The 21,573-nt window shown below is 48.2% G+C and carries 19 protein-coding genes; 17 read left to right on the forward strand and 2 right to left on the reverse strand.

Translation table 11 applies throughout. The features are described 5' to 3' along the window. Nucleotides 1-155: 155 nt before the first annotated feature. From cbiD to WMO28_RS14540, 11 genes are all read left to right on the forward strand, one after another. Complete coding sequence (gene cbiD, locus WMO28_RS14490) at nucleotides 156-1,364, forward strand: cobalt-precorrin-5B (C(1))-methyltransferase CbiD (RefSeq protein ID WP_349057451.1); 1,209 nt, start codon at nucleotides 156-158, stop codon at nucleotides 1,362-1,364. A 64-nt stretch (nucleotides 1,365-1,428) separates the two neighbouring features. Then, nucleotides 1,429-2,130 (forward strand): precorrin-2 C(20)-methyltransferase, encoded by a 702-nt coding sequence (gene cobI, locus WMO28_RS14495; RefSeq protein ID WP_349057452.1) that lies wholly within the window; start codon nucleotides 1,429-1,431, stop codon nucleotides 2,128-2,130. A gap of 3 nt (nucleotides 2,131-2,133) precedes the next feature. Then, entirely contained in the window at nucleotides 2,134-2,892 is a 759-nt protein-coding gene (gene cobM / locus WMO28_RS14500; protein ID WP_178645133.1) for a precorrin-4 C(11)-methyltransferase, read from the forward strand. Nucleotides 2,893-2,922: 30 nt separating this feature from the next. Next, the gene (locus WMO28_RS14505; protein WP_349057453.1) at nucleotides 2,923-3,984 is read left to right on the forward strand and encodes a cobalt-precorrin 5A hydrolase; all 1,062 of its coding nucleotides are present in this window, start codon (nucleotides 2,923-2,925) and stop codon (nucleotides 3,982-3,984) included. Next, on the forward strand, nucleotides 3,977-4,708 hold the full coding sequence (cobJ, locus tag WMO28_RS14510; protein ID WP_349057454.1) for a precorrin-3B C(17)-methyltransferase: 732 nt from the start codon (nucleotides 3,977-3,979) through the stop codon (nucleotides 4,706-4,708). The genes WMO28_RS14505 and cobJ overlap by 8 nt, the downstream gene beginning before the upstream one ends. Further along, nucleotides 4,701-6,674: a precorrin-6A reductase gene (cobK, locus tag WMO28_RS14515; protein ID WP_349057455.1), complete on the forward strand. Its 1,974-nt coding sequence runs from the start codon at nucleotides 4,701-4,703 to the stop codon at nucleotides 6,672-6,674. Before cobJ ends, cobK begins: the two co-directional genes overlap by 8 nt. Beyond that, nucleotides 6,675-8,072 carry a cobyrinic acid a,c-diamide synthase CobB gene (locus WMO28_RS14520; RefSeq protein WP_178645129.1) on the forward strand — a complete coding sequence of 466 codons (1,398 nt, stop codon included), beginning with the start codon at nucleotides 6,675-6,677 and terminating at the stop codon, nucleotides 8,070-8,072. Continuing rightward, a complete protein-coding gene (gene cbiB, locus WMO28_RS14525; protein WP_349057456.1) occupies nucleotides 8,059-9,033 on the forward strand; it encodes an adenosylcobinamide-phosphate synthase CbiB in 975 nt (324 codons plus the stop codon). Before WMO28_RS14520 ends, cbiB begins: the two co-directional genes overlap by 14 nt. Before the next feature lie 34 nt (nucleotides 9,034-9,067). After that, a complete protein-coding gene (gene cobD / locus WMO28_RS14530) occupies nucleotides 9,068-10,120 on the forward strand; it encodes a threonine-phosphate decarboxylase CobD (protein ID WP_349057457.1) in 1,053 nt (350 codons plus the stop codon). Further along, nucleotides 10,105-11,631, forward strand: a complete 1,527-nt coding sequence (locus tag WMO28_RS14535) for a cobyric acid synthase (RefSeq protein WP_349057458.1) — start codon at nucleotides 10,105-10,107, stop codon at nucleotides 11,629-11,631. The genes cobD and WMO28_RS14535 overlap by 16 nt, the downstream gene beginning before the upstream one ends. Further along, the gene (locus tag WMO28_RS14540) at nucleotides 11,628-12,269 is read left to right on the forward strand and encodes a precorrin-8X methylmutase (protein ID WP_178645125.1); all 642 of its coding nucleotides are present in this window, start codon (nucleotides 11,628-11,630) and stop codon (nucleotides 12,267-12,269) included. Before WMO28_RS14535 ends, WMO28_RS14540 begins: the two co-directional genes overlap by 4 nt. Before the next feature lie 47 nt (nucleotides 12,270-12,316). Here WMO28_RS14540 and pdxR read toward each other — a convergent pair whose 3' ends face one another. Next, a complete protein-coding gene (gene pdxR, locus WMO28_RS14545) occupies nucleotides 12,317-13,633 on the reverse strand; it encodes a MocR-like pyridoxine biosynthesis transcription factor PdxR (protein ID WP_349057459.1) in 1,317 nt (438 codons plus the stop codon). A 92-nt stretch (nucleotides 13,634-13,725) separates the two neighbouring features. Between pdxR and WMO28_RS14550 the strand changes: the two genes are divergently transcribed. Further along, nucleotides 13,726-14,592, forward strand: coding sequence for a pyridoxamine kinase (locus tag WMO28_RS14550; RefSeq protein WP_178645123.1), 867 nt, complete (start codon nucleotides 13,726-13,728; stop codon nucleotides 14,590-14,592). Nucleotides 14,593-14,615: 23 nt separating this feature from the next. Then, the gene (locus WMO28_RS14555) at nucleotides 14,616-15,395 is read left to right on the forward strand and encodes an inositol monophosphatase family protein (protein ID WP_349057460.1); all 780 of its coding nucleotides are present in this window, start codon (nucleotides 14,616-14,618) and stop codon (nucleotides 15,393-15,395) included. 26 nt (nucleotides 15,396-15,421) lie between these two features. Here WMO28_RS14555 and abc-f read toward each other — a convergent pair whose 3' ends face one another. Further along, on the reverse strand, nucleotides 15,422-17,338 hold the full coding sequence (abc-f, locus tag WMO28_RS14560; RefSeq protein ID WP_349057461.1) for a ribosomal protection-like ABC-F family protein: 1,917 nt from the start codon (nucleotides 17,336-17,338) through the stop codon (nucleotides 15,422-15,424). Between the two features lie 215 nt (nucleotides 17,339-17,553). On the opposite strand from abc-f, the gene WMO28_RS14565 reads away from it, so the two are divergent. The 4 genes from WMO28_RS14565 to WMO28_RS14580 all read left to right on the forward strand — a co-directional run bounded on the left by WMO28_RS14565 (nucleotide 17,554) and on the right by WMO28_RS14580 (nucleotide 21,478). After that, on the forward strand, nucleotides 17,554-18,198 hold the full coding sequence (locus WMO28_RS14565; RefSeq protein ID WP_178645120.1) for a redox-sensing transcriptional repressor Rex: 645 nt from the start codon (nucleotides 17,554-17,556) through the stop codon (nucleotides 18,196-18,198). Between the two features lie 68 nt (nucleotides 18,199-18,266). After that, the gene (locus tag WMO28_RS14570) at nucleotides 18,267-19,784 is read left to right on the forward strand and encodes an NAD(P)H-hydrate dehydratase (protein WP_349057462.1); all 1,518 of its coding nucleotides are present in this window, start codon (nucleotides 18,267-18,269) and stop codon (nucleotides 19,782-19,784) included. Further along, nucleotides 19,781-20,950: an alanine racemase gene (gene alr, locus WMO28_RS14575; protein ID WP_349057463.1), complete on the forward strand. Its 1,170-nt coding sequence runs from the start codon at nucleotides 19,781-19,783 to the stop codon at nucleotides 20,948-20,950. The genes WMO28_RS14570 and alr overlap by 4 nt, the downstream gene beginning before the upstream one ends. Before the next feature lie 180 nt (nucleotides 20,951-21,130). Beyond that, nucleotides 21,131-21,478: a type II toxin-antitoxin system PemK/MazF family toxin gene (locus WMO28_RS14580; RefSeq protein ID WP_178644788.1), complete on the forward strand. Its 348-nt coding sequence runs from the start codon at nucleotides 21,131-21,133 to the stop codon at nucleotides 21,476-21,478. Nucleotides 21,479-21,573: the final 95 nt, after the last annotated feature.

Below are 21,573 nucleotides of genomic sequence, written 5' to 3' on the forward strand. Positions count from 1 at the left end.
CCGGCGGGTTGGGGTGTGGGGAGGGGAAACGGCCTTCGCAACTATGAGTGCTTCCCCTCCCCCGCAGAATTTCCCCGCTTTAAAAAAGCAGAAAATAATATTAAGAAAAAAATTTTCCTACAAAAAAACTCATTAAAAAAAGGAGGTGCCATCCAATGAACGGCCTGGAAAACCAATACATCATAAAAAACAACAAACGCCTCCGCTACGGCTACACAACTGGTTCCTGTGCGGCAGGAGCAACCCGCGGGGCAGTCCGCATGCTGCTCTCCGGCAAAAAACTCTCCGAGGTACAGCTCCTCACCCCAAAGGGAATTACCCTCACCCTGGAGCTTCACGACATCACCACAGGAGAAAACTACGTCTCCTGTGCAGTACAGAAAGACGCAGGCGACGACCCGGACACCACTAACGGCATCCTGGTCTACGTAAAAGCAGAAAAACTTTCTTGTCTGGAACCTCATCCTCAGGATGAAAAAAAGGGCGGCACCCTTCCCCATATCATTCTGGATGGCGGAGTCGGTGTAGGCCGCGTCACAAAACCAGGTCTTTCCCAGCAGGTAGGTGAGGCAGCCATCAATCCCGTTCCCAAAGCGATGATCTTAAGAGAAGCAGAAGAAGCTGCTCAGGAATACGACTACGAAGGAATTCTGAAACTGACCGTCTCCGTTCCGGAAGGAGAAGAGATCGCAAAAAAAACATTTAATCCAAGACTGGGAATCCTGGGAGGAATCTCTATTTTGGGAACCAGCGGCATCGTAGAGCCTATGAGTGAAAAGGCGCTGATCGAGAGTATCCATGTGGAAATGAAACAACACTTCTGCCAGGGAGAAAATTACATTCTGGTGACACCGGGCAATTACGGGGCAGATTATCTCAGGGAGCATATGACCATCCCCTTTGAAAACAATATTAAATGCAGCAATTATGTAGGAGAGACTATAGATATGGCAATAGATATGGGCGTAAAAGGCGTTCTTTTTGTAGCCCATATCGGCAAATTTGTAAAAGTTGCAGCCGGGATCATGAATACCCATTCCCACTGTGCAGATGGCAGAATGGAAGTTTTATGTGCCAGTGCCATACGCGCAGGTGGCACACTTGACTGTGCCCGGGAGATCCTGAAGGCTGGAACCACGGACGATGCGCTTTCGATTCTGGACAGGTATGGAATCCTGAAAGAAACTATGGCGATCGTTATGGAAAAGATTCAGTTTTACCTGGATCACCGTTCCTATGAGCAGATTCTTCTGGGAGCTGTGGTGTTCTCCAATGTGTATGGATTCCTGGGGCAGACCCGGGATGCTGGGAAGCTGATCGATGCCATACAGAAACAGGGAGAATCGGGGAATGGTGAGCAGTAAATAAAAAAGAAAATACAGCAGAATAACTGTTTTGTATAAAAAGATATATTAGGAGGAAAGAAAAATGGCAGGTAAATTATATGGTGTAGGTGTAGGACCGGGAGACCCGGAGCTTCTTACCTTAAAGGCACTTCGTCTTGTAAAAGAGGCAGATGTGATCGCACTTCCGGGAGAAGTTCCGGAGGATACCGTAGCATTTAAGATCGTGGAGGGCGCATATCCACAGCTTGGCGAAAAAGAACTCCTTGCAGTTCCTTTCCCCATGTCAAAGGATCCGCAAGTTCTGAAAAGCTACCACGATGCAGGCGCAGACAAAGTAAAGGCAGTACTGGATCAGGGGAAAAATGTGGTATTTCTTACATTGGGAGATCCGACAGTATATTCCACATATCTCTATGTACATCACAGACTGGTGGCTCAGGGATATGAAACCGAGATCGTCTGTGGAATCACATCTTTCTGTGCAGTTTCCGCACGTCTGAACACAGGACTTGTAGAGAAGGCAGAACCGCTTCATGTGATCCCGGCTTCTTATCAGATCGAGGATGCACTGAAGCTTCCGGGAACCAAGGTTCTCATGAAAGCCGGAAAGAAAATGAAGAATGTTAAGGCAGAGCTTCTTGCACAGGGGGCAGAAGCCATGATGATCGAGAACTGCGGTATGCCGGATGAAAAAATCTTCCGCACTGTAGAAGAAATCCCGGAGGATGCAGGCTATTATTCACTGATCATTATCAAAGAAAATAAAGAAAGGACAGAGGAATAGATTATGGTACATTTCGTAGGAGCAGGTCCGGGAGCACCGGATCTTATCACAGTAAGAGGAAAACAGTATCTGGAGGAAGCGGATGTGATCATCTATGCAGGATCCCTTGTAAATCCGCAGCTTCTGGAGTATTCCAAGGATGTATGCACTATTCATAACAGTGCAAAAATGACTCTCGAGGAAGTAATTTCCGTTATGGAGAGAGCAGAAGCAGAAGGCAAGATGACGGTTCGACTTCACACCGGAGATCCATGTATCTATGGTGCTATCCGTGAGCAGATGGATATTCTGGATGAGAAGGGAATTCCGTATGATTCCTGTCCTGGAGTCAGTGCATTCTGTGGCGCGGCTTCCGCTCTGAATCTGGAGTACACACTTCCGGATATTTCCCAGAGTGTGATCATCACAAGAATGGAAGGAAGAACACCGGTTCCGGCAAAAGAGAGCATCCAGTCCTTTGCAGCACACAATGCGACTATGGTTATCTTCTTAAGTACCGGTATGCTGGAGGAGCTGAGCCGCAGACTGGTTGAAGGCGGATACCGCGAGGATACACCGGCGGCTATCGTTTACAAGGCAACCTGGCCGGATGAGAAGAAATTTATCTGTACAGTAGGAACTCTGGCACAGACAGCAAAAGAGAACAACATTACGAAAACAGCTCTTATGCTGGTAGGAGATGCGGTAAATGCCGCACATTATGACCGCTCCAAGCTGTATGATCCAGGATTTACAACAGAATTCCGCGAGGCTACGAAATAAAACATGAATATTTCCATGATTTGCTTCAGTATGACAGGACTGGAGACAGGAGAAAAACTTCAAAAGGCACTGCAAAGAGAAGGAGACATCGTAACGCTGGCAAAAAAGAGCCGGTATCTTCCGGATTCTATGGTTGCTTCCACCTCACAGTGGGCAGGAGAACAGTTCCATTCCGGAATGGATGGCGTGATCTTTATCGGTGCCTGCGGGATCGCCGTACGCAGTATTGCACCTTATATTGTGGGGAAAAAAACAGATCCCGCTGTTCTTGTGATCGATGAATGTGGGAAATTTGTGATCTCCCTTCTTTCCGGGCATCTTGGAGGTGCTAATGAGCTGGCACTTCGCTGTGCCACACATCTTAAGGCTACGCCTGTAGTAACTACTGCTACAGATCTTCACAGCCGTTTTGCAGTCGATGTTTTTGCAAAAAAGAATGGGTGTGCCATTTTTCATATGAAGGCGGCGAAGGAGGCTTCCGCTGCACTGCTTTCCGGAGAACAGATCGGTTTTTACAGTGAATTTCCGTGGGAGGGGGAACTGCCGGAAGGGCTGGTTCTCTGTGACAGCACCGGAAAACCGGTTTCAATGTCCGGGCAGAAATACACCGGGCAGTCAGCAGAAAGACCGGAAACCGGTATTGCAGTGACGATTCACAAGAGCTGTCTGCCATTTCCAAATACCGTCCATGTAATTCCGCCTGTGGCTGTTCTTGGAATGGGTTGCCGTAAGGAAAAAAAGGCAGCCGCGATCCTTGAGGCAGCCGAAAACTGTCTGGAAGAAGCAGATTTGTATAAAGAAGCTTTGTGTTCTATTGCAAGTATTGATCTGAAAAAGGAAGAGCCGGGTCTTTTAGCTCTTGCGAAAGAGTGGTCACTTCCGTTTCAGACGTTTACGGAGGAGGAACTGAAAGCAGTAAAAGGAGAATTTACTCCGTCAAAATTTGTCAAGAAAATAACAGGTGTGGACAATGTCTGTGAGCGAAGCGCAGTGCTGGCCTCAGGCGAGGGGACCCTGATCAGAAAAAAAACAGGCCGGGACGGTGTGACCACCGCTCTTGCAGCCGGAAATCGGAGGATACGTTTTGAGTAAGATTTATGTTGTGGGAATTGGACCGGGCGCATACGACCAGATGACAGGAAGGGCGATCCGTGCATTAAATGAAAGTGATGTGATCATCGGATACACTGTATATGTTGACCTTGTAAAGGAATATTTTGCAGGAAAAGAGTTCATGACAACACCGATGAAAAAAGAGGTAGACCGCTGTGTGCTTGCTTTCGAGGAGGCAAATAAAGGAAAAACAGTTTCCATGATCTGCAGCGGTGATGCCGGTGTTTATGGCATGGCAGGACTGATGTATGAAGTAGGAGAGAACTATCCGGATGTTGAGCTTACCATTATTCCGGGCGTTACAGCTGCAACCGGCGGAGCTGCTGTTCTTGGTGCACCGCTGATCCATGATTTCTGCCTGATCAGTTTAAGTGACCTTCTCACACCGTGGGAAAAGATCGAGGCAAGACTTCTGGCAGCAGCACAGGCTGATTTTGTGGTATGCCTGTACAACCCATCCAGCAGAAAGCGTAAGGATTATCTCCAGAAAGCATGCGACCTGATGATGAAATACAAATCCCCGGATACTGTCTGCGGTACAGTTGCACAGATCGCAAGAGACGGCGAGACTGCACAGGTGATGACCTTAAAGGAGCTTCGTGATACAGAAGTAGATATGTTTACCACTGTTTTTGTGGGAAATTCCCAGACAAAGAACATCGGCGGCAAGATGGTAACACCAAGAGGATATAAGAATGTATAAAGCCATTGTTTTTGCAGGCACCACAGAAGGCTATGCGCTCTGTGAGTTTCTCTCGGAGAACAGGGTTTCTGTTTATGCCTGTGCGGCGACGGAGTATGGCGGCTCTCTTCTTACAAAAAATGATTTTCTTCATGTCAGTGCCGGAAGGCTGAAAACAGAGGATATGGAGGAGCTTTTCCGGAAGGAGACACCGGAGATCGTGCTGGATGCCACACATCCGTACGCGGCAGAAGTAACAAAAAATATACGAACAGCCTGCGAGAACGCCGCAGTGCGATACCAGCGTGTACTGCGTCCGGAAGGGGAAAAAAGTGGCCAGGCGGTCTATGTGGACAGTCCGGAAGCAGCAGCAGAATTTCTCTCAGGCACAGAGGGGAATATTTTTCTCACAACAGGGAGCAAGGAGCTGGCGAAATTCACAGTAATCCCGGATTATAAAGAGCGGCTTTTTGCCAGGGTGCTGTCTATTCCGTCTGTGATAAAGTCCTGTGCAGAGCTTGGAATCGAGGGAAAGCATCTCATCGGTATGCAGGGGCCTTTTTCTACGGAAATCAACGAAGCTATGCTCAGGCAGTTCCAGTGCAGCTATCTTGTGACAAAGGATACCGGCTTTGCGGGAGGTTTTCCGGAGAAGCTGGAAGCCTGCCAGCGCTGCGGTGTGACACCTGTGATCATCGGACGTCCGCTTAAGGAGGAGGGACTTTCCCTGCCGGAGGCCAGAGGCTTTCTGGCAAAGCTGTTCGATCTCAAACTGGAGCAGAAGGTTTCTCTTGTGGGAATCGGCATGGGTGCACAGAAGACCCTGACCCTGGAAGGAAAACAGGCTTTTGATGAAGCGGAGCTTCTGATCGGCGCGAAGCGGATGACAGATGCTGTGCAGAAACCGGGGCAGGCAGTGCTTCATGAATACCGCAGTGACCGGATCGTGGAATACATCAAAGCGCATCCGGAATACCGGACAGTTGCCATTGCGTTTTCCGGTGATGTGGGCTTTTACAGTGGCGCGAAGAAGCTTGTGGATCTTCTGGGCGAGGAAGTGCAGGTAATCTGTGGAATCTCATCCGTGGTATATTTTATGGCAAAGATCGGTCTTTCCTGGGATGATGCGAAGATTGTCAGTGCTCATGGCAGAAAGTGCAATCTGGTGTCGCTGATCCGTCATAACAGGAAGGTATTTTCCATTCTGGGAACAGAAGACGGGGTGGCAGCTCTTGCATCAAAGCTTGTTTATTACGGAATGGGTGATGTGACACTTTATGTAGGAGAAAATCTTTCTTACGAAAACGAAAAGATCTTTCATGATAAAGCAGCAAATCTCATGGAATACCGTGGTGATGCCTTAAGTGTTGTGACCGCATACAATGAGAATACGAGAGCTTTCAGTGCGGTTCACGGTATCTGTGACGAGGAATTTTTAAGGGGCAAGGCACCTATGACAAAGGAAGAGGTGCGGACGGTATCCCTTTCCAAGCTGCGTCTTGGGGAAGATTCTGTATGCTACGATGTAGGCGCAGGTACCGGTTCGGTATCTATTGAGATGGCACTTCGGGCATGGAATGGCGAGGTCTATGCCATCGAGAAGAAGGAGGATGCGCTGGCGCTGCTGAAGGAGAATAAACAGAAATTTGCGGCAGATAATCTTACCATCGTACCGGGAACAGCTCCGGAGGCCATGACAGAGCTTCCGGTTCCGACACATGCGTTTATCGGCGGTTCATCAGGAAACATGAATGCGATCGTGAAGCTTCTCCTGGAAAAAAATCCCAAAGTCCGTATAGTGATCAACTGTATCACTCTGGAAACCGTGACAGAAGCCATGAACGCAATCCGGGATTTTGATCTCACAGATGTGGATATCGTACAGCTTGGAGCTGCACGTTCCAAATCTATTGGAAGATACCATATGATGATGGGAGAAAATCCAATCTATATCATTTCCTGTACCGGAAGAGGGGAGGAAATTTAAGTGAAGATTCCAAGAATACTTCTGGCGGCAGGAGCCAGCGGAAGCGGAAAAACCCTGATCACCTGTGGGCTTTTGCAGGCACTGGTGAACCGTGGGTTAAAGACGGCTTCTTTTAAATGCGGGCCGGACTACATTGATCCAATGTTTCACAGCCGTGTGATCGGCACGAAATCCCGGAACCTGGATACCTTTTTTACAGGAGAGGACAGAACAAGATACCTTCTGGCAAAAAACACTGCAGGATATGAGATCGCTGTGATGGAAGGCGTCATGGGATATTATGACGGCGTGGCAGGCACGACAACGAAGGCAAGTGCCTATGATCTGGCCTCTGCTACCGATACACCGGTGATCCTGATCGTCAACAGCAGAGGAATGAGTGTTTCCTTGGCTGCTTATGTGAAAGGCTTCCTGGAGTACCGTAAGGACAGTCATATTCAGGGCGTGATCTTTAACCAGATGTCGCCTATGCTTTATCCCCGGATGAAAAAGCTTCTGGAAGAAGAGCTTTCAGTGAAGGTTCTGGGCTATGTGCCGAAGGTGGAGGACTGTGTTATCGAGAGCCGCCATCTTGGTCTGGTGCTGCCGGAGGAGATTCCGGAGCTGAAGGCGCGTCTTATGAAGCTTTCGGAAGTTCTGGAAAAAACGCTGGATATTGACGGGATTCTGGAACTTGCCGGGGAAGCACCGGAGCTTTCGGCTTCTGAAGATCTAAAAGACGCAGATCCGGCGTTTGGATATCGTACAGAGGAGCCTGTGCGGATCGGCGTGGCAGATGATGAGGCTTTCTGTTTCTTTTATGCAGATAATCTGGCACTTCTGGAGCAGATGGGAGCAAAGCTTGTTCATTTTTCTCCGATCCATGACAGAGAACTTCCGGAGAATCTTGACGGGCTGCTGTTGTGTGGCGGTTATCCGGAATTAAACGGAGAAGCTCTTGAGAATAACCAGTCCATGTGCAGTGCTATCCGGGAGACTATCCTGGACGGAATGCCATGTCTGGCTGAATGTGGCGGTTTTATGTATCTTCATCAGGAGATGGAGGATATGGACGGGAAATTCCGGAAGCTCTGCGGTGTGATTCCTGGAAAAGCCTTCCGCACACCGAAGCTGAACCGTTTTGGATATATTACCCTTACGGAAAAAACGGATACGGGTATGGGCGAGATCCCGGCCCATGAGTTCCACTATTTTGATTCTACAAACTGTGGAGAAGCTTTTCATGCAGCGAAGCCGGCATCCACCCGGGGCTGGGACTGCATGCACAGAGAAGGCCGTCTGATAGCAGGATTTCCGCATCTCTACTATTATGGAAATCCAAAGGTTCCGGCACATTTTCTGGGAAATGCGCTGGAATACAAAAAAGAACGGAGGCAGAAAAAAGATGCTGAAATATAGTCTGCCGGCACTGGCTGTTGGTTTTGTGCTGGATCTTCTGATCGGGGATCCGAGATGGCTTTATCATCCGATCTGCGTCATTGGAAATCTGATCGCAGTGCTGGAAAAAGCGATCCGTAAGATTTTTCCGAAAAATCATGGAGGAGAACTTGCAGGTGGTTTTCTGATCGTAGTTCTGATCTGTCTTTTCAGCGGCGGAGTACCGCTTCTGGTACTGCATTATCTTTACCGCTATCTGCCATGGGCCGGATTTATCCTGGAAGCGTTCTGGTGTTATCAGCTTCTTGCGACCCGTTCCCTGAAGGATGAGAGCATGAAGGTTTATGACCGGCTGGTGAACGGCACACTGGATGAGGCTCGCTATGCAGTATCCATGATCGTGGGTCGTGACACCAAGGAGCTTACCGAGACGGGTGTGACAAAGGCGGCAGTTGAAACTGTGGCGGAGAATGCTTCGGATGGTGTGATCGCGCCGATGTTTTATATGGCTATCGGAGGCGTGCCGCTGATGTTTCTTTACAAAGGCATCAATACCATGGATTCCATGCTGGGCTATAAGAATGATAAATATCTGTATTTCGGTCGCGTGGCCGCGAAGCTTGATGATGTGGCCAATTATATCCCGGCCAGGATATCCGGCTGGCTGATGGTGGCAGGAACTGTTTTTACAGGGATGGATACCAGAAACGCAGCGAAGATCTATCTAAGGGATCGCCGCAATCATGCAAGCCCCAACTCTGCACAGACAGAGGCGGCTATGGCAGGAGCTCTGGATGTACAGCTTGCGGGAAATGCATATTATTTTGGAAAATTATATGAAAAACCTACGATTGGTGATTCGATCCGTCCGGTAGAGCCGGAGGATATCCGGCGTGCCAATCGTCTGATGTATGCAGCATCAATACTGGGAGTCATCGTATTTCTTCTGATCAGTGGAGGAATCCGTATGCTGATTCTCTGAACGGAATTATGACAAATATACAGGAGAGTGACCAATGACAAAACACATGCATGGAGGAGACGTATACAAATATAAGGATTGTCTTGATTTTTCTGCGAACTTGAATCCTCTGGGGACGCCGGAAAGCGTGAAGCAGGCCATTATCAAAAGCCTGGATCACATTGCCCAGTACCCTCAGGTGGGATGCGATATCCTCCGGGAAAAAATCGCGGAATATGAGGGTGTACAGAAGGATGAGGTGATCTGCGGCAACGGTGCGGCAGAGGTGATCTTTACCCTGTGCCGTGCGGTAAATCCGAAAAAGGCCCTGATCCCGGCACCGACTTTTGCAGAATACGGTCAGGCACTTCACAGTACCGGCTGTGAGCTGGAATATTATATGCTTACAGAAAATGCGGGCTTTGTGCTGGGAGAGGAGTATCTGGATATTCTTCACAAGGGGCTGGACATGGCGTTTTTATGCAATCCGAACAATCCTACCGGTATGCTGATCCCGCACCGTCTCTTAAAAAGAATTCTGGAAAAATGCCGGAAGTTAGATATCCTTCTTGTTGTGGATGAATGCTTTCTTGATTTTGTAAAAGAGCCGGATGCGTATTCTCTGAAACGGTCACTTTCTGGATTTAACAATCTTTTTATCCTGAAAGCCTTTACCAAACGATATGCAATGGCCGGTGTGCGGCTGGGCTACGGACTTTGTTCCAACCGGAAACTTCTGGAAAAGATGGAACTCTGCGTTCAGCCATGGAATGTTTCCACTATGGCACAGGCAGCAGGAATCCAGGCGCTGACCGAGACAGAGTATGTGGAAAAAGGCCGTCAGACAGTTTTTCAGGAGTCACAGTGGCTGAAGGAGGAGATGACCCGCATCGGGTATCAGGTATTTCCCTCAGAGGCCAATTACATTTTTTTCAAGGGGCCGGAGGAACTGTTTGATTTCTGTCTCCGGAAACGGATCCTGATCCGCGACTGCAGCAATTATCCGGGGCTTACGAAGGGCTTTTACCGGATCGCGGTAAAAACACATGAAGAGAATGTAAAACTGATCGAAGTACTTGAGGGAGGTATTTTATGGCAAAAGCAATAATGGTACAGGGAACCATGTCCAATGCCGGAAAGAGTCTGCTGGCCGCAGGACTTTGCAGGATCTTTAAGCAGGACGGTTACAAAGTGGCTCCCTTTAAATCACAGAATATGGCACTGAATTCTTTTATCACGGAGGACGGACTGGAGATGGGCCGTGCCCAGGTCATGCAGGCAGAGGCAGCCGGGATCAAGCCATCGGTTCTTATGAACCCGATCCTTCTTAAACCAACGAATGATGTGGGTTCCCAGGTGATCGTAAACGGCGAGGTTCTTGGAACCATGAGTGCCAGGGATTACTTCAAATATAAGAAAAAACTGGTTCCGGATGTGATGAAGGCTTACAATGCCCTTGCAGCAGAAAATGATATCATCGTGATCGAAGGTGCAGGAAGCCCGGCAGAGATCAACTTAAAGGATGAGGATATCGTAAACATGGGAATGGCGAAGATGGCCAAAGCACCGGTCCTTCTTGTGGGAGATATTGACCGGGGTGGTGTTTTTGCACAGCTGATCGGAACCGTAGAGCTTCTGGAAGAAGATGAGAAGGCCATGGTAAAAGGTCTTATTATCAATAAATTCCGTGGGGATAAGACCATTCTGGACCCTGGCGTGGAGATGCTTGAGGAACGCAGCGGTATTCCGGTGGTCGGTGTTGCCCCTTATCTGGATATCCAGGTGGAGGACGAGGACAGCCTGACAGAGCGTTTTGACCGGAAGCAGGAGGCTGGCGTCATCGATATCGCGGTGATCCGTACACCAAGAATTTCCAACTTCACAGATTTCAATCCGTTTGAGAGTATTCCGGGGGTTTCCCTTCGTTATGTAAAGCACCCGCGGGATCTGCATTCTCCGGATATGATCATTCTTCCGGGAACCAAGAATACTATGGGTGATCTGATCTGGATGCGGGAGAGTGGCATGGAGGCAGCGGTTCTTAAAGAAGCTTCCAGAGGAAAGCTGATCTTTGGTGTCTGCGGCGGTTATCAGATGCTGGGTGAGACCTTAAGTGACCCTCATGGGGTGGAAAACGGCGGTTCCATGAAGGGCATGGGACTTCTTCCCATGGAAACTGTTTTTGCAGAGAAAAAGACCCGGACAAGAGTGCAGGGACATTTCGGAGAGCTTTCCGGCGTGTTTGCACCTCTTTCCGGTGCGGAGATCGAAGGTTATGAGATCCATATGGGAGAAAGTGTCCTGAAGAAAAATGCAGGCACAGCTACCAGGATCACAGACAGCGTCAGCGGCGAAAAGAAAGAAGAAGGTGCTTTTGCGGGAAATGTGTGCGGAACCTATATCCACGGTGTATTTGACAAGGAAGAATCAGCAGAAGCCATCATTCGTGTGATCGGCGAGAAAAAAGGCATCGATGTGGAGAACATGACGGGCGTGGATTTTGCGGCATTCAAGGAACAGCAGTATGATATTCTGGCAGCAGAATTACGAAAACATATGGATATGAAAAAAATCTATGAGATTCTGGAAAACGGGATTACGGAGGAAGAAGAGAAATGAAAGTAGAGCTTGAAAATGTAAAACCTATGGAGATCGAAAAAAGAAGCTTTGAGATCATTACCCAGGAGCTTGGCGATACTCCGCTGATCCCGGGAACAGAGCTGATCGTAAAACGCTGTATCCATACCAGCGCAGATTTTGATTATGCCAAAAATCTCTGTTTTTCCGAAGGTGCTGTGGAGAAAGCACTGGAAGCCATCCGCAACGGTGCCTGCATTGTAACAGATACCCAGATGGCAAAAGCCGGCATCAACAAGCATGCACTGGCACGCTACGGTGGTGAGGCATACTGCTTCATGTCCGACACAGATGTAGCTGCCATGGCAAAAAAGAACGGCACTACAAGAGCGACCGCCAGCATGGATAAAGCAGCTCAGATGGATGAGAAGCTGATCTTTGCTATTGGAAATGCACCTACAGCTCTGGTACGTCTTTATGAGCTGATCGAGGAAGGCAAGATTAATCCTGAGCTGATCATCGGCGTGCCGGTAGGCTTCGTCAATGTGGTACAGTCAAAAGAACTGATCATGCATGCAGACGTTCCGTATATTGTAGCAAAAGGACGCAAGGGTGGAAGCAATATCGCAGCATGTATCGTAAATGCACTTCTGTACATGATCGATAACCGGAGAGATTAAATCCGGTTATTGCCATACGTTTATAAGGTTCTGTCTGCCGGAAGTAGTTATTGTCCGAGCACTTCTTTCAGAAGCTGGCAGGCAGGAAGAAAATCATTCATGGGAATGGAAGAGCAGGAAAGAACCAGCGTTACATCGTTTTCGGTTTCTTTCAGAAGCTCCAGGCGCAGGCCATTGGCCTGTGCCTTTTTTTTCAGCTGTTTGCCGGTCAGTGTGCAGGGAAGTGTGAGGGCAAGGCTGGTTCCGGCTGCTCCGGTTTTGATCTGGCAGTTTTTGTCGAAAGTTTCCGTTACAGCGGCAGAAAGGGCTTTCAGTTTCTGGGAATAGAGACGGCGGAGTTTTCTTGTCTGGGAGAGAAGATGTCCGTCGCGGATAAACTGACAAAGAGCAATCTGTTCTGCTTTGGAAGCTGTCTGATTATAAAAGGCAGCTTTTTTTTTGTACTGCTCCCGGAGAGCAGGCGGAAGTACCATAAAGCTCAGACGGATGGAAGGCAGCAGCAGCCTGGAAAAGGAGCCGAAATAAACAACGTTTTCCCCGCCTGCAAGTCCGAAAAGAGAAGGAGTCGGCTTCTGGAGATAAACGAATTCGTTTTCGAAATCATCCTCGATGATAAGATGATCATATAATTCTGCGTGATGGATCAGCTCCAGACGGCGTTTTACTGGCATGATCTCGCCCCATTTGGTCATATGGGCAGGGGATACATAAATCACGTCACAGTTTTTGTCCCGGTAATGAACTTCGAAGCCGTGATCTTCAAAGATAGTGCTGCCCTGTACAAAAGAAGGTGTGGGAAAAGAAACGGTCTTTCTCTCGCGGATCAGGGGGCAGAGGATCTGGAGCAGGCTCTGGATACCCGCGCCGACTACGATATCGTCAGGGGAACAGATCACATTTCGACGTTCCCGGATGTAGTCTGCGAGAACTTCCCGGAAATCTTTTTCCCCCTGAGGCTCGCCGTAGGAAAGCATGCGCTCATCCTGGCGGAGGGCACTCTTAATGTAGCGCTGCCACAGGTCAAAACGAAAGCTCTCCCGGTCAACGCCTGAAGAGGCGAAATCGTAAATACAGGGAACCGTGTCCTGGGGATGTTTTTCGTGCGGGAGAGAGTGCTGCTTTCTGGCAATATCCGTGACGTAATAGCCACTTTGTGCCCTGGCGATAATGTAGCCGTCGGCTGCCAGCTGGAGATAGGCAGTTTCGATAGTGGTCCGGCTCAGCTTCAGATCCTGTGCACATTTCCTGAGGGAGGGCATTTTGCTTCCCGGGAGAAGCCGGTTCTCCATGATCAGCTTCCGGTAATAATGATAGACTTCCAGATAAAGATGCTCTTTTTTGTGTTCTGCGGATATATTTAACATTGGTATGGTAATTTCCTTCCAAAAGTGATTGCGTTAACGTGACAGTTTATTCTATAATAATACAGAAAAAAACTCAAGACTGGAGAAATAAGATGAAGAAAATAGCAGTGATCAACGATCTTTCCGGACTGGGCAAATGTTCTCTCACAGCGGCGATTCCGGTGATCTCGGTTATGGGAGTGCAGGCCTGTCCGTTTCCCACAGCTGTTTTAAGTAATCAGACTGGCTATGAGACGTATTTCTGTGAGGATTTCACGGAGCATATGGAACTATATATGGAACAGTGGAAGAAACGGGGATTTTCTCCGGATGGGATCTATACAGGTTTTCTCTCGGATGAGAAACAGGCGGATCAGATCTTGAAATTTATGGATATATTTGCAGGGAAGGATACGCTGATCCTTACAGATCCTGTGATGGGGGATGATGGAGAAGTCTATCCAATCTATACAGAGGGACTTCGTGAAAGATTCTGCGAGTTGGTGAATCGCTCTTATGTGATCACACCGAATCTCACGGAGGCACTTCTTCTCCTTCATGGAAAAGAAGGGATGGAGAAGAAATGGAGGGAATTTCAGAGTATAAACGGAGAAGAGCGTCTGGTGCGGATCCAGGAGACCGGGCGCAGTCTTGCAGAGAAATTTTCTCTTTCAGCAGTAGTGATCACAGGTGTAGACCACAAAGAAGAAGGGGAACCGCTTCGAATGGGCAATCTTGTCCTGGAAAAAGGAAAGAGCTCCTGGATATTTGCGGAGAAATCCGGCGGCAGCTATTCCGGGACCGGAGATCTTTTTGCATCGGTGCTCAGTGCAGGCCTGGTGAAAGGATATCCTATGGAAAAATGTGCACAGATAGCAGTGGATTTTATTTCGGCGTCCATTCAGGATGCAGTTAAGGAAGGGACAGACCGCAACGACGGTGTGTGCTTTGAACTGCATCTTCACAAGCTGATCGGATAAAATTACGGAAAAGAGGAGAAAAAATGATCGAAGCACAGCAGCAGAAAAAAGTCATCGAACTTGTAAGACAGACAAAAGATCTGATCTTAAGAGAAATGCAGAAGGAAGAAGTAATGGTAAAGGGAGCAGCCAATTATGTGACCAACGTAGATCTGGCTGTGCAGAATTTTCTGAAGGAAGAGCTAGGAAAAGCTTTTCCGGAGATTCCGCTGATCGCGGAAGAGAAAGAGAACACCGGACTTTTAAAAGATGGTGTTTACTGGATTTTAGACCCAATCGACGGAACTGCCAATCTGATCCTGGATTTTCATATGAGTGCCGTGGCACTGGGGCTCTACGAAAAGGGAGAGATCGTTTTCGGAGTAGTCTATAACCCGTTTACGGATGAGCTGTTTCATGGAGCAAAAAGCGAGGGCGCTTATCTGAATGACCGGAAGATCCATGTATCGGATACGGAGAATTTCGGGGACGCCGTAATCTCTTACGGCTCCACACCGTACACAAAATCCGAGGCGAAGAATCTCTTTCCGATTTTTTATGATATCTTTATGAAATGCGGGGATTTCCGCCGTACAGGTTCCGCGGAGCTTGACATGTGCTATGTGGCCTGCGGAAGAGAGCATGGTTATATTGAACGGGATCTGAAGCCCTGGGATTACTCAGCCGGAACGGTCATTGTCCGGGAAGCGGGCGGTGTGGTAAGAACCTGGGAAGGTGGGGAGCCGACTTATCTGAAGAACGGAGATATCCTTGCCTGTGCGCCGCAGTTCGAAGAGATTCTTCTGAAAGAATTAAAACGATGAATGAAAGTGGGAAAAAGAGCTGACCGTCAGGCCAGCTCTTCCCATTTCTCATATAGTGTTTCCAGTTCTTCTGCAATTGCGGCTTTTTCGCGGCTGAGTTTCGTACATTCTGCCACGTTGGTGCACACATCCGGAAGAACCATGGTATCATCGATTTCCTGGTCTCTTGTTTCCAGTTCTTCAATGCGGGTTTCGACTTTTTTGAGTTCTGCCTCGCGTTTTCTTTTTTTTGCCTGTTCTTCTTTCATCTGCTGCCAGGAAAGCTTGTTCTCGGAGACTGCTTTTTCTTCCTGGGGGGCTTCAGGGGAATCAATTCCTGGAGCATAGGCAGTGGTCAGCTCTTCTTTTTTCTCCAGATAATAATCGTAATCGCCGATATAATTTACAACTGCCTGATTGGTCAGTTCCATGATCCTGGTAGCGGTCTGGTTGATAAAATAACGGTCATGGGATACATACAGTACTGTACCGGTATAGCTTACCAGGGCTTCTTCCAGGATTTCCTTGGAGGCGATATCCAGATGGTTGGTAGGCTCATCCAGGATCAGGAAGTTGGCTTCCGAGAGCATCAGCTTAGCCAGGGAAACACGGCCACGCTCACCACCGGAAAGAGCGGAGATCTCTTTAAATACATCGTCCCCTGTAAACAGAAAGGCTGCAAGCATATTACGGATCTCAGTCTCTGTAAGAGTCGGATAGGTATCGGAAATCTCCTGGAAAATTGTCTTATCCATATGAAGAACGTGATGTTCCTGGTCGTAATAGCCGATCTGTACCTTGGAGCCAAGGGAAAATTTACCTGCATCTGCTTCCAGAAGACCGTTGATGATCTTCAGCATAGTAGTCTTGCCGGTTCCGTTGTTACCGATGAGAGCTACACGTTCTCCGCGCTTGATATCAAAGGAAATATCCGAAAAAAGTGTCTGTCCCGGGAATGCTTTGGAAAGCTCTTCTACATGGAGAACATCATTGCCGCTTAAAACGCGGGGCTCCAGGGAGATACGCATACGATCCTGGATCTCCAGCGGCTTCTCAATGCGCTGCACGCGATCCAGCATCTTCTCACGGCTCTCAGCGCGTTTGATGGATTTCTCACGGTTAAAAGATTTCAGCTTGGCGATCACAGCCTCCTGATGTTTGATATCTCGCTGCTGATTCAGGTATGCCTTATACTGTGCATCACGAAGCTGTGCCTTCTTGAGCGCATAAGCTGAATAGTTTCCGCTGTATACACGGGTCTGGCCGGCCTCGATCTCTACCACCTTGGTGACTACCTTATCCAGGAAATAACGGTCATGGGATACGATGAATACCGCGCCCGGATAATTGAGAAGATAAGTCTCAAGCCAGGAAATGCTCTCCATGTCCAGGTGGTTGGTAGGTTCATCCAGAAGCAGGATGTCCGGCTTGGAGAGAAGCATCTTACCCAGGGCTACGCGGGTCTTCTGGCCTCCGGAAAGAGTCTCGATGTATTTGTCATAGTCTTCTTCTGTGAATCCCAGACCTTTCAGTACACCGGTAAGCTCGCTCTTGTAAGCATAGCCGTTCTCCAGCTCAAACTGATGGGTGAGACGGGTATAGGTCTCCATCAGACGGTTCAGGTCATCGCCGGTAACGTTGTTCATTTCCTGCTCCAGGGAGCGGATGCGGCGTTCCATATCGATGATGTGCTGCTTGGTGGTAAGAAGCTCCTCGTATATGGTATGGTGCCCGTGGATATCCTGATACTGGGCAAGGTAACCGATATTTTTGTCGCGGGCGAGCACCACCGTACCGGAATCCGCGGAAATCTCCTGCATGATAATGCGGAGAAGTGTAGTCTTACCTGCACCGTTGCAGCCGATCAGAGCTGCCTTTTCACGATCCTCAATATGAAAGGATGCGTCGTTCAAGATTACTTTTTCGCCAAAGGCTTTGCATATATTCTGACATGATAAAATCATAAAAACTGTCCTCCTGTACAAAGGATCCTGTCTCTGTTTCGTAAAAAACAGGAAAAATCCTCTACCTATTATAACGGAAACCGCGGGGATTTCAAAGAAAAAATCAAATATTTGAAAAAATATGAAGAAATTTGTACATAAGTCACAAGATTAATTGACAGGAAAATATCAATTCGGTATAATTAACCTAGTGTAAGATAAGGAGGGAAACTATCGTGGAGACAAAACAAATCTCGAAAGCGGTGATTAAGCGTCTGCCACGCTACTACCGCTACTTAGGAGAGCTGATGGAAGACAATGTAGAGCGTATTTCTTCCAATGAATTAAGTAAGAAGATGCACACCACAGCTTCCCAGATCCGTCAGGATCTTAATAATTTTGGCGGTTTTGGTCAGCAGGGGTATGGCTATAATGTACATTATCTTTATACGGAGATCGGTAAGATCCTGGGACTGGATACGATTCATCCGATGATCATTCTTGGTGCAGGTAATCTGGGACAGGCACTTGCCAATTATGTGGACTTTGAGAAAAGGGGCTTTAAGCTGGTAGGAATTTTTGATGTAAACCCTGTTCTTGAGGGAATTGCAGTCCGCGGACTGGAGATCCAGATGCTCAGTGAGCTTCCGTTTTTCCTGAAAGAGAATAACGTGGAGATCGCTATTCTTACTCTTCCTAAGAATAAGGCCAAAGAAATGGCAGATATTCTGGTAGAGAACGGTATTAAGGCTATCTGGAATTTTGCACATCTTGATCTGGAGACACCGGATGATGTGATCGTGGAGAACGTACATCTTTCCGAGAGTCTGATGACACTGTCTTATAATCTGAGTAAATACAGGCAGGAGCATGTGGAATAGTAAAATCAGAGAATGAGGCTGCCGGAGACGGCAGCTTTCTCTGTTACAGAGGGAGGTATAGAAACAGCATGAAGAAGCTTGTTACCTGCGGGGAAATGAAGAATCTGGACAGTGCCACAATCCACAAGATCGGAGTGGCATCAGAAGTTCTGATGGAGCGGGCAGCACTGAAGGTCGTAGAAGAGACAGAGAAGTACCTTGGAAAGAATGAACGGATCCTGGTTGTCTGCGGAAGCGGAAACAATGGCGGTGATGGAATTGCGGTTGCCAGGATCTTTCATCTGAAAGGAATTCGTGCAGATTTCTACATGGCCGGAAACAAAGAAAAAATGACCCGGGAGACGACCTTACAATACAAGATCGCCACCGGTTATCATGTGCCGGAGGTGAATAACCCGGACTGGAGTGAATATACTACTATAGTAGATGCCGTGTTCGGTGTGGGGCTTGCGCGTCCGATCGAGGGACGATATGCTGAGATCATTCATGAGATGAACAGTGCGCGGGCCAAAAAGATCGCTGTAGACATCCCATCAGGAGTTAACGGAGATACTGGCCTGGAAATGGGCATTGCTTTCAGCGCAGATCTGACTGTCACATTCGCATACCGGAAGAGAGGACTTTGCTTTTATCCGGGAAGGCTGTATGCAGGAAAGATCGTGGTAGCTGATATCGGGATCTATGAGCAGGAAGCTGTGAAGGCATCCGCACGCTGTCTGGAAAAGAAAGACCTGAAGCTGTTTCCGGAGCGTGATCCCGGCGGAAATAAAGGTACCTTCGGAAAAATTCTTTTTGTTACCGGAAGTGCAGGTATGTGCGGAGCAGCTTACTTAAGCGCAAGCGCAGCACTCCGGGCCGGGGCGGGAATGGTGAAGATTCAGACAGTGGAGGAGAACCGGATCCCATTGCAGATCCTTCTTCCGGAGGCTATGGTATGCACCCGTTTTGATGAGGAATCCAATGAACAGCTTCTTTCCTGGTGCGATGTGATCGTGATCGGACCGGGACTTGGAACTTCCGGGGAGAGCCGTGAGAGAGAACAGTGGTTTCTCACGGCAGCTGCCCGCGAAAAGAAGTATCTTGTGCTGGATGCAGACGGGCTGAATCTTCTGGCCGCGCATCCTCAGTGGAAGGAATTCTTAGGTGAGAATGTGATTCTGACTCCGCATATCGGAGAGATGAGTCGCCTCTGCGGCAAAACGATCCGGGAAATTCAGGAAACACTTGCCCGAACTGCCATTGATTATGCCGGAGAAACCGGCACTGTCTGTGTACTGAAAGACGCATGTACGGTTATTACAGATGGCAGAGAGGATATTTATCTGAATCTTTCCGGCAATTCCGGCATGGCCACAGCAGGAAGCGGAGATGTGCTTTCCGGGCTTCTTGCAGGCGTATTATGTATGTATCTGAAAACGGAGGAACAGCCTCCCATGGTTTTAAAGGCCGCGTTAGGTGTTTATCTTCACGGACTTTGCGGCGATCTTGCAGCCACGAAAAAAGGAAAGCGCAGTATGCTGGCAGGAGATATCATCGAATATCTGCCGCAGGCTTTAGCTATAGGTGAAGAGGAGTCAAAATTATGAAAAAATACGAGAGAGTCAAAGCACTGGTATCTTTAGATGCCATTGCCCACAACTTTGAGGAAATGCACAGGAACATCAAGGAAGGAACGAAGATCATCGCAGTGATCAAGGCGGATGGCTATGGACATGGTGCCAGAGCCATTGCCAGACTGATCCATGATTACGATTACATCTGGGGCTTTGCGACAGCTACCGCTGAAGAAGCACTGGAGCTTCGACATGCAGGCATTACGAAGCCGGTTCTGATCCTGGGGCTTGTCTTTGAGGAATATTACGAGGAGCTGGCTGCCAATGATATCCGGATCACCATTTCAGATCTGAATACTGCCGTGGAATATGCAAAAGCAGCAGAGCGCATCGGAAAAAATGTACATATTCATCTGGCGCTTGACACAGGAATGACCCGGATCGGTTATGCAGACATTCCGGAGAATGCGGTACGCATCGAGGAGATATCCAAAATCCCGAATCTTGAGATTGAGGGAATGTTTACACATTTTGCAAGAGCAGATGAGTTCGACCGTTCCCCTGCCCTGGTACAGCTTGACCGATATCTCAGATTTGCGGACCTTCTGGAACAAAGAGGCGTGCATGTTCCGGTACTCCACTGCTCCAACAGTGCAGGAATCATCCGTGTTCCGGAGGCAAACTTAAATGTTGTGCGTGCGGGAATCACGATTTACGGTATTTATCCTTCTGATGAGGTGGAGCGCGACGTGGTGAAGCTGACTCCGGCTATGGAATTAAAGAGCCATGTTTCCTATGTGAAGAACGTAGAACGCGGAACAGAGGTCAGCTATGGAGGAACTTTTGTCACAGAGCGCTTTACCAGAATGGCAACGATCCCGGTTGGCTATGCAGACGGCTACCCGAGACAGCTTTCCAATAAGGGCTGGGTTCTGATCCATGGAAAAAAAGCGCCGATCCTTGGTCGTGTATGTATGGATCAGTTTATGGTGGATGTGACGGATATCCCGGATGTGAAGACTGGTGATGAGGTGACACTGATGGGAAGAGATGGCGATGAGTTTATCAGTGTGGAGACTCTGGGTGATCTTTCCGGAAGATTTTCCTATGAGTTTGTCTGTGAGATCAGCAAGCGTGTTCCAAGGGTTTATATCAAAGACGGTAGGGAATGCGGTGAGGAAGAGAGCTTTTTCCAGTAAAGTATAATGACCAGATTCCTCGGACAGATCGGGTAATATCTGTTTTACCGGAAAGGGAAAGCGGGTAAAAAATTACCACGCATGTATACACAGCGAGATTGTGGAAATACTTAACCTTAAAAAGGACTACAGTCTCCTGGTACAGCCGGGAGGCCGGACCAGAATCGGAGTGTGAATTGTGTGGTTATAAAAAGAGGGGATATTTTTTACGCGGATCTGCGTCCCGTGGTGGGAAGTGAGCAGGGAGGAATCCGACCGGTACTGATCATTCAGAACGATGTGGGCAACCGACACAGCCCCACAGTGATCTGCGCGGCCATTACATCAAAAATGAACAAGGCAAAGCTGCCGACACATATTGAGATCGATGCATCTGCATACGGGATCGAAAAGGATTCCGTAATTCTTCTGGAACAGCTCCGCACGATCGACAAGCGGAGACTGAAGGATAAGGTATGCCATCTGGATGGTACCATGCTGGATAAGGTGAACCATGCCCTTGAGATAAGCCTGGAGCTTACGTTTTAGCGGAGTTTTTCTTAAGGCAGATATTCTGATTCTTGACGAAATCTTCTATAAGTGATATATTTAATCGAGTTGTAATACGTGAAACGTAAGAACAA

This window comes from Blautia aquisgranensis, assembly GCF_040096615.1.
Lineage (GTDB): Bacteria > Bacillota > Clostridia > Lachnospirales > Lachnospiraceae > Blautia_A > Blautia_A aquisgranensis.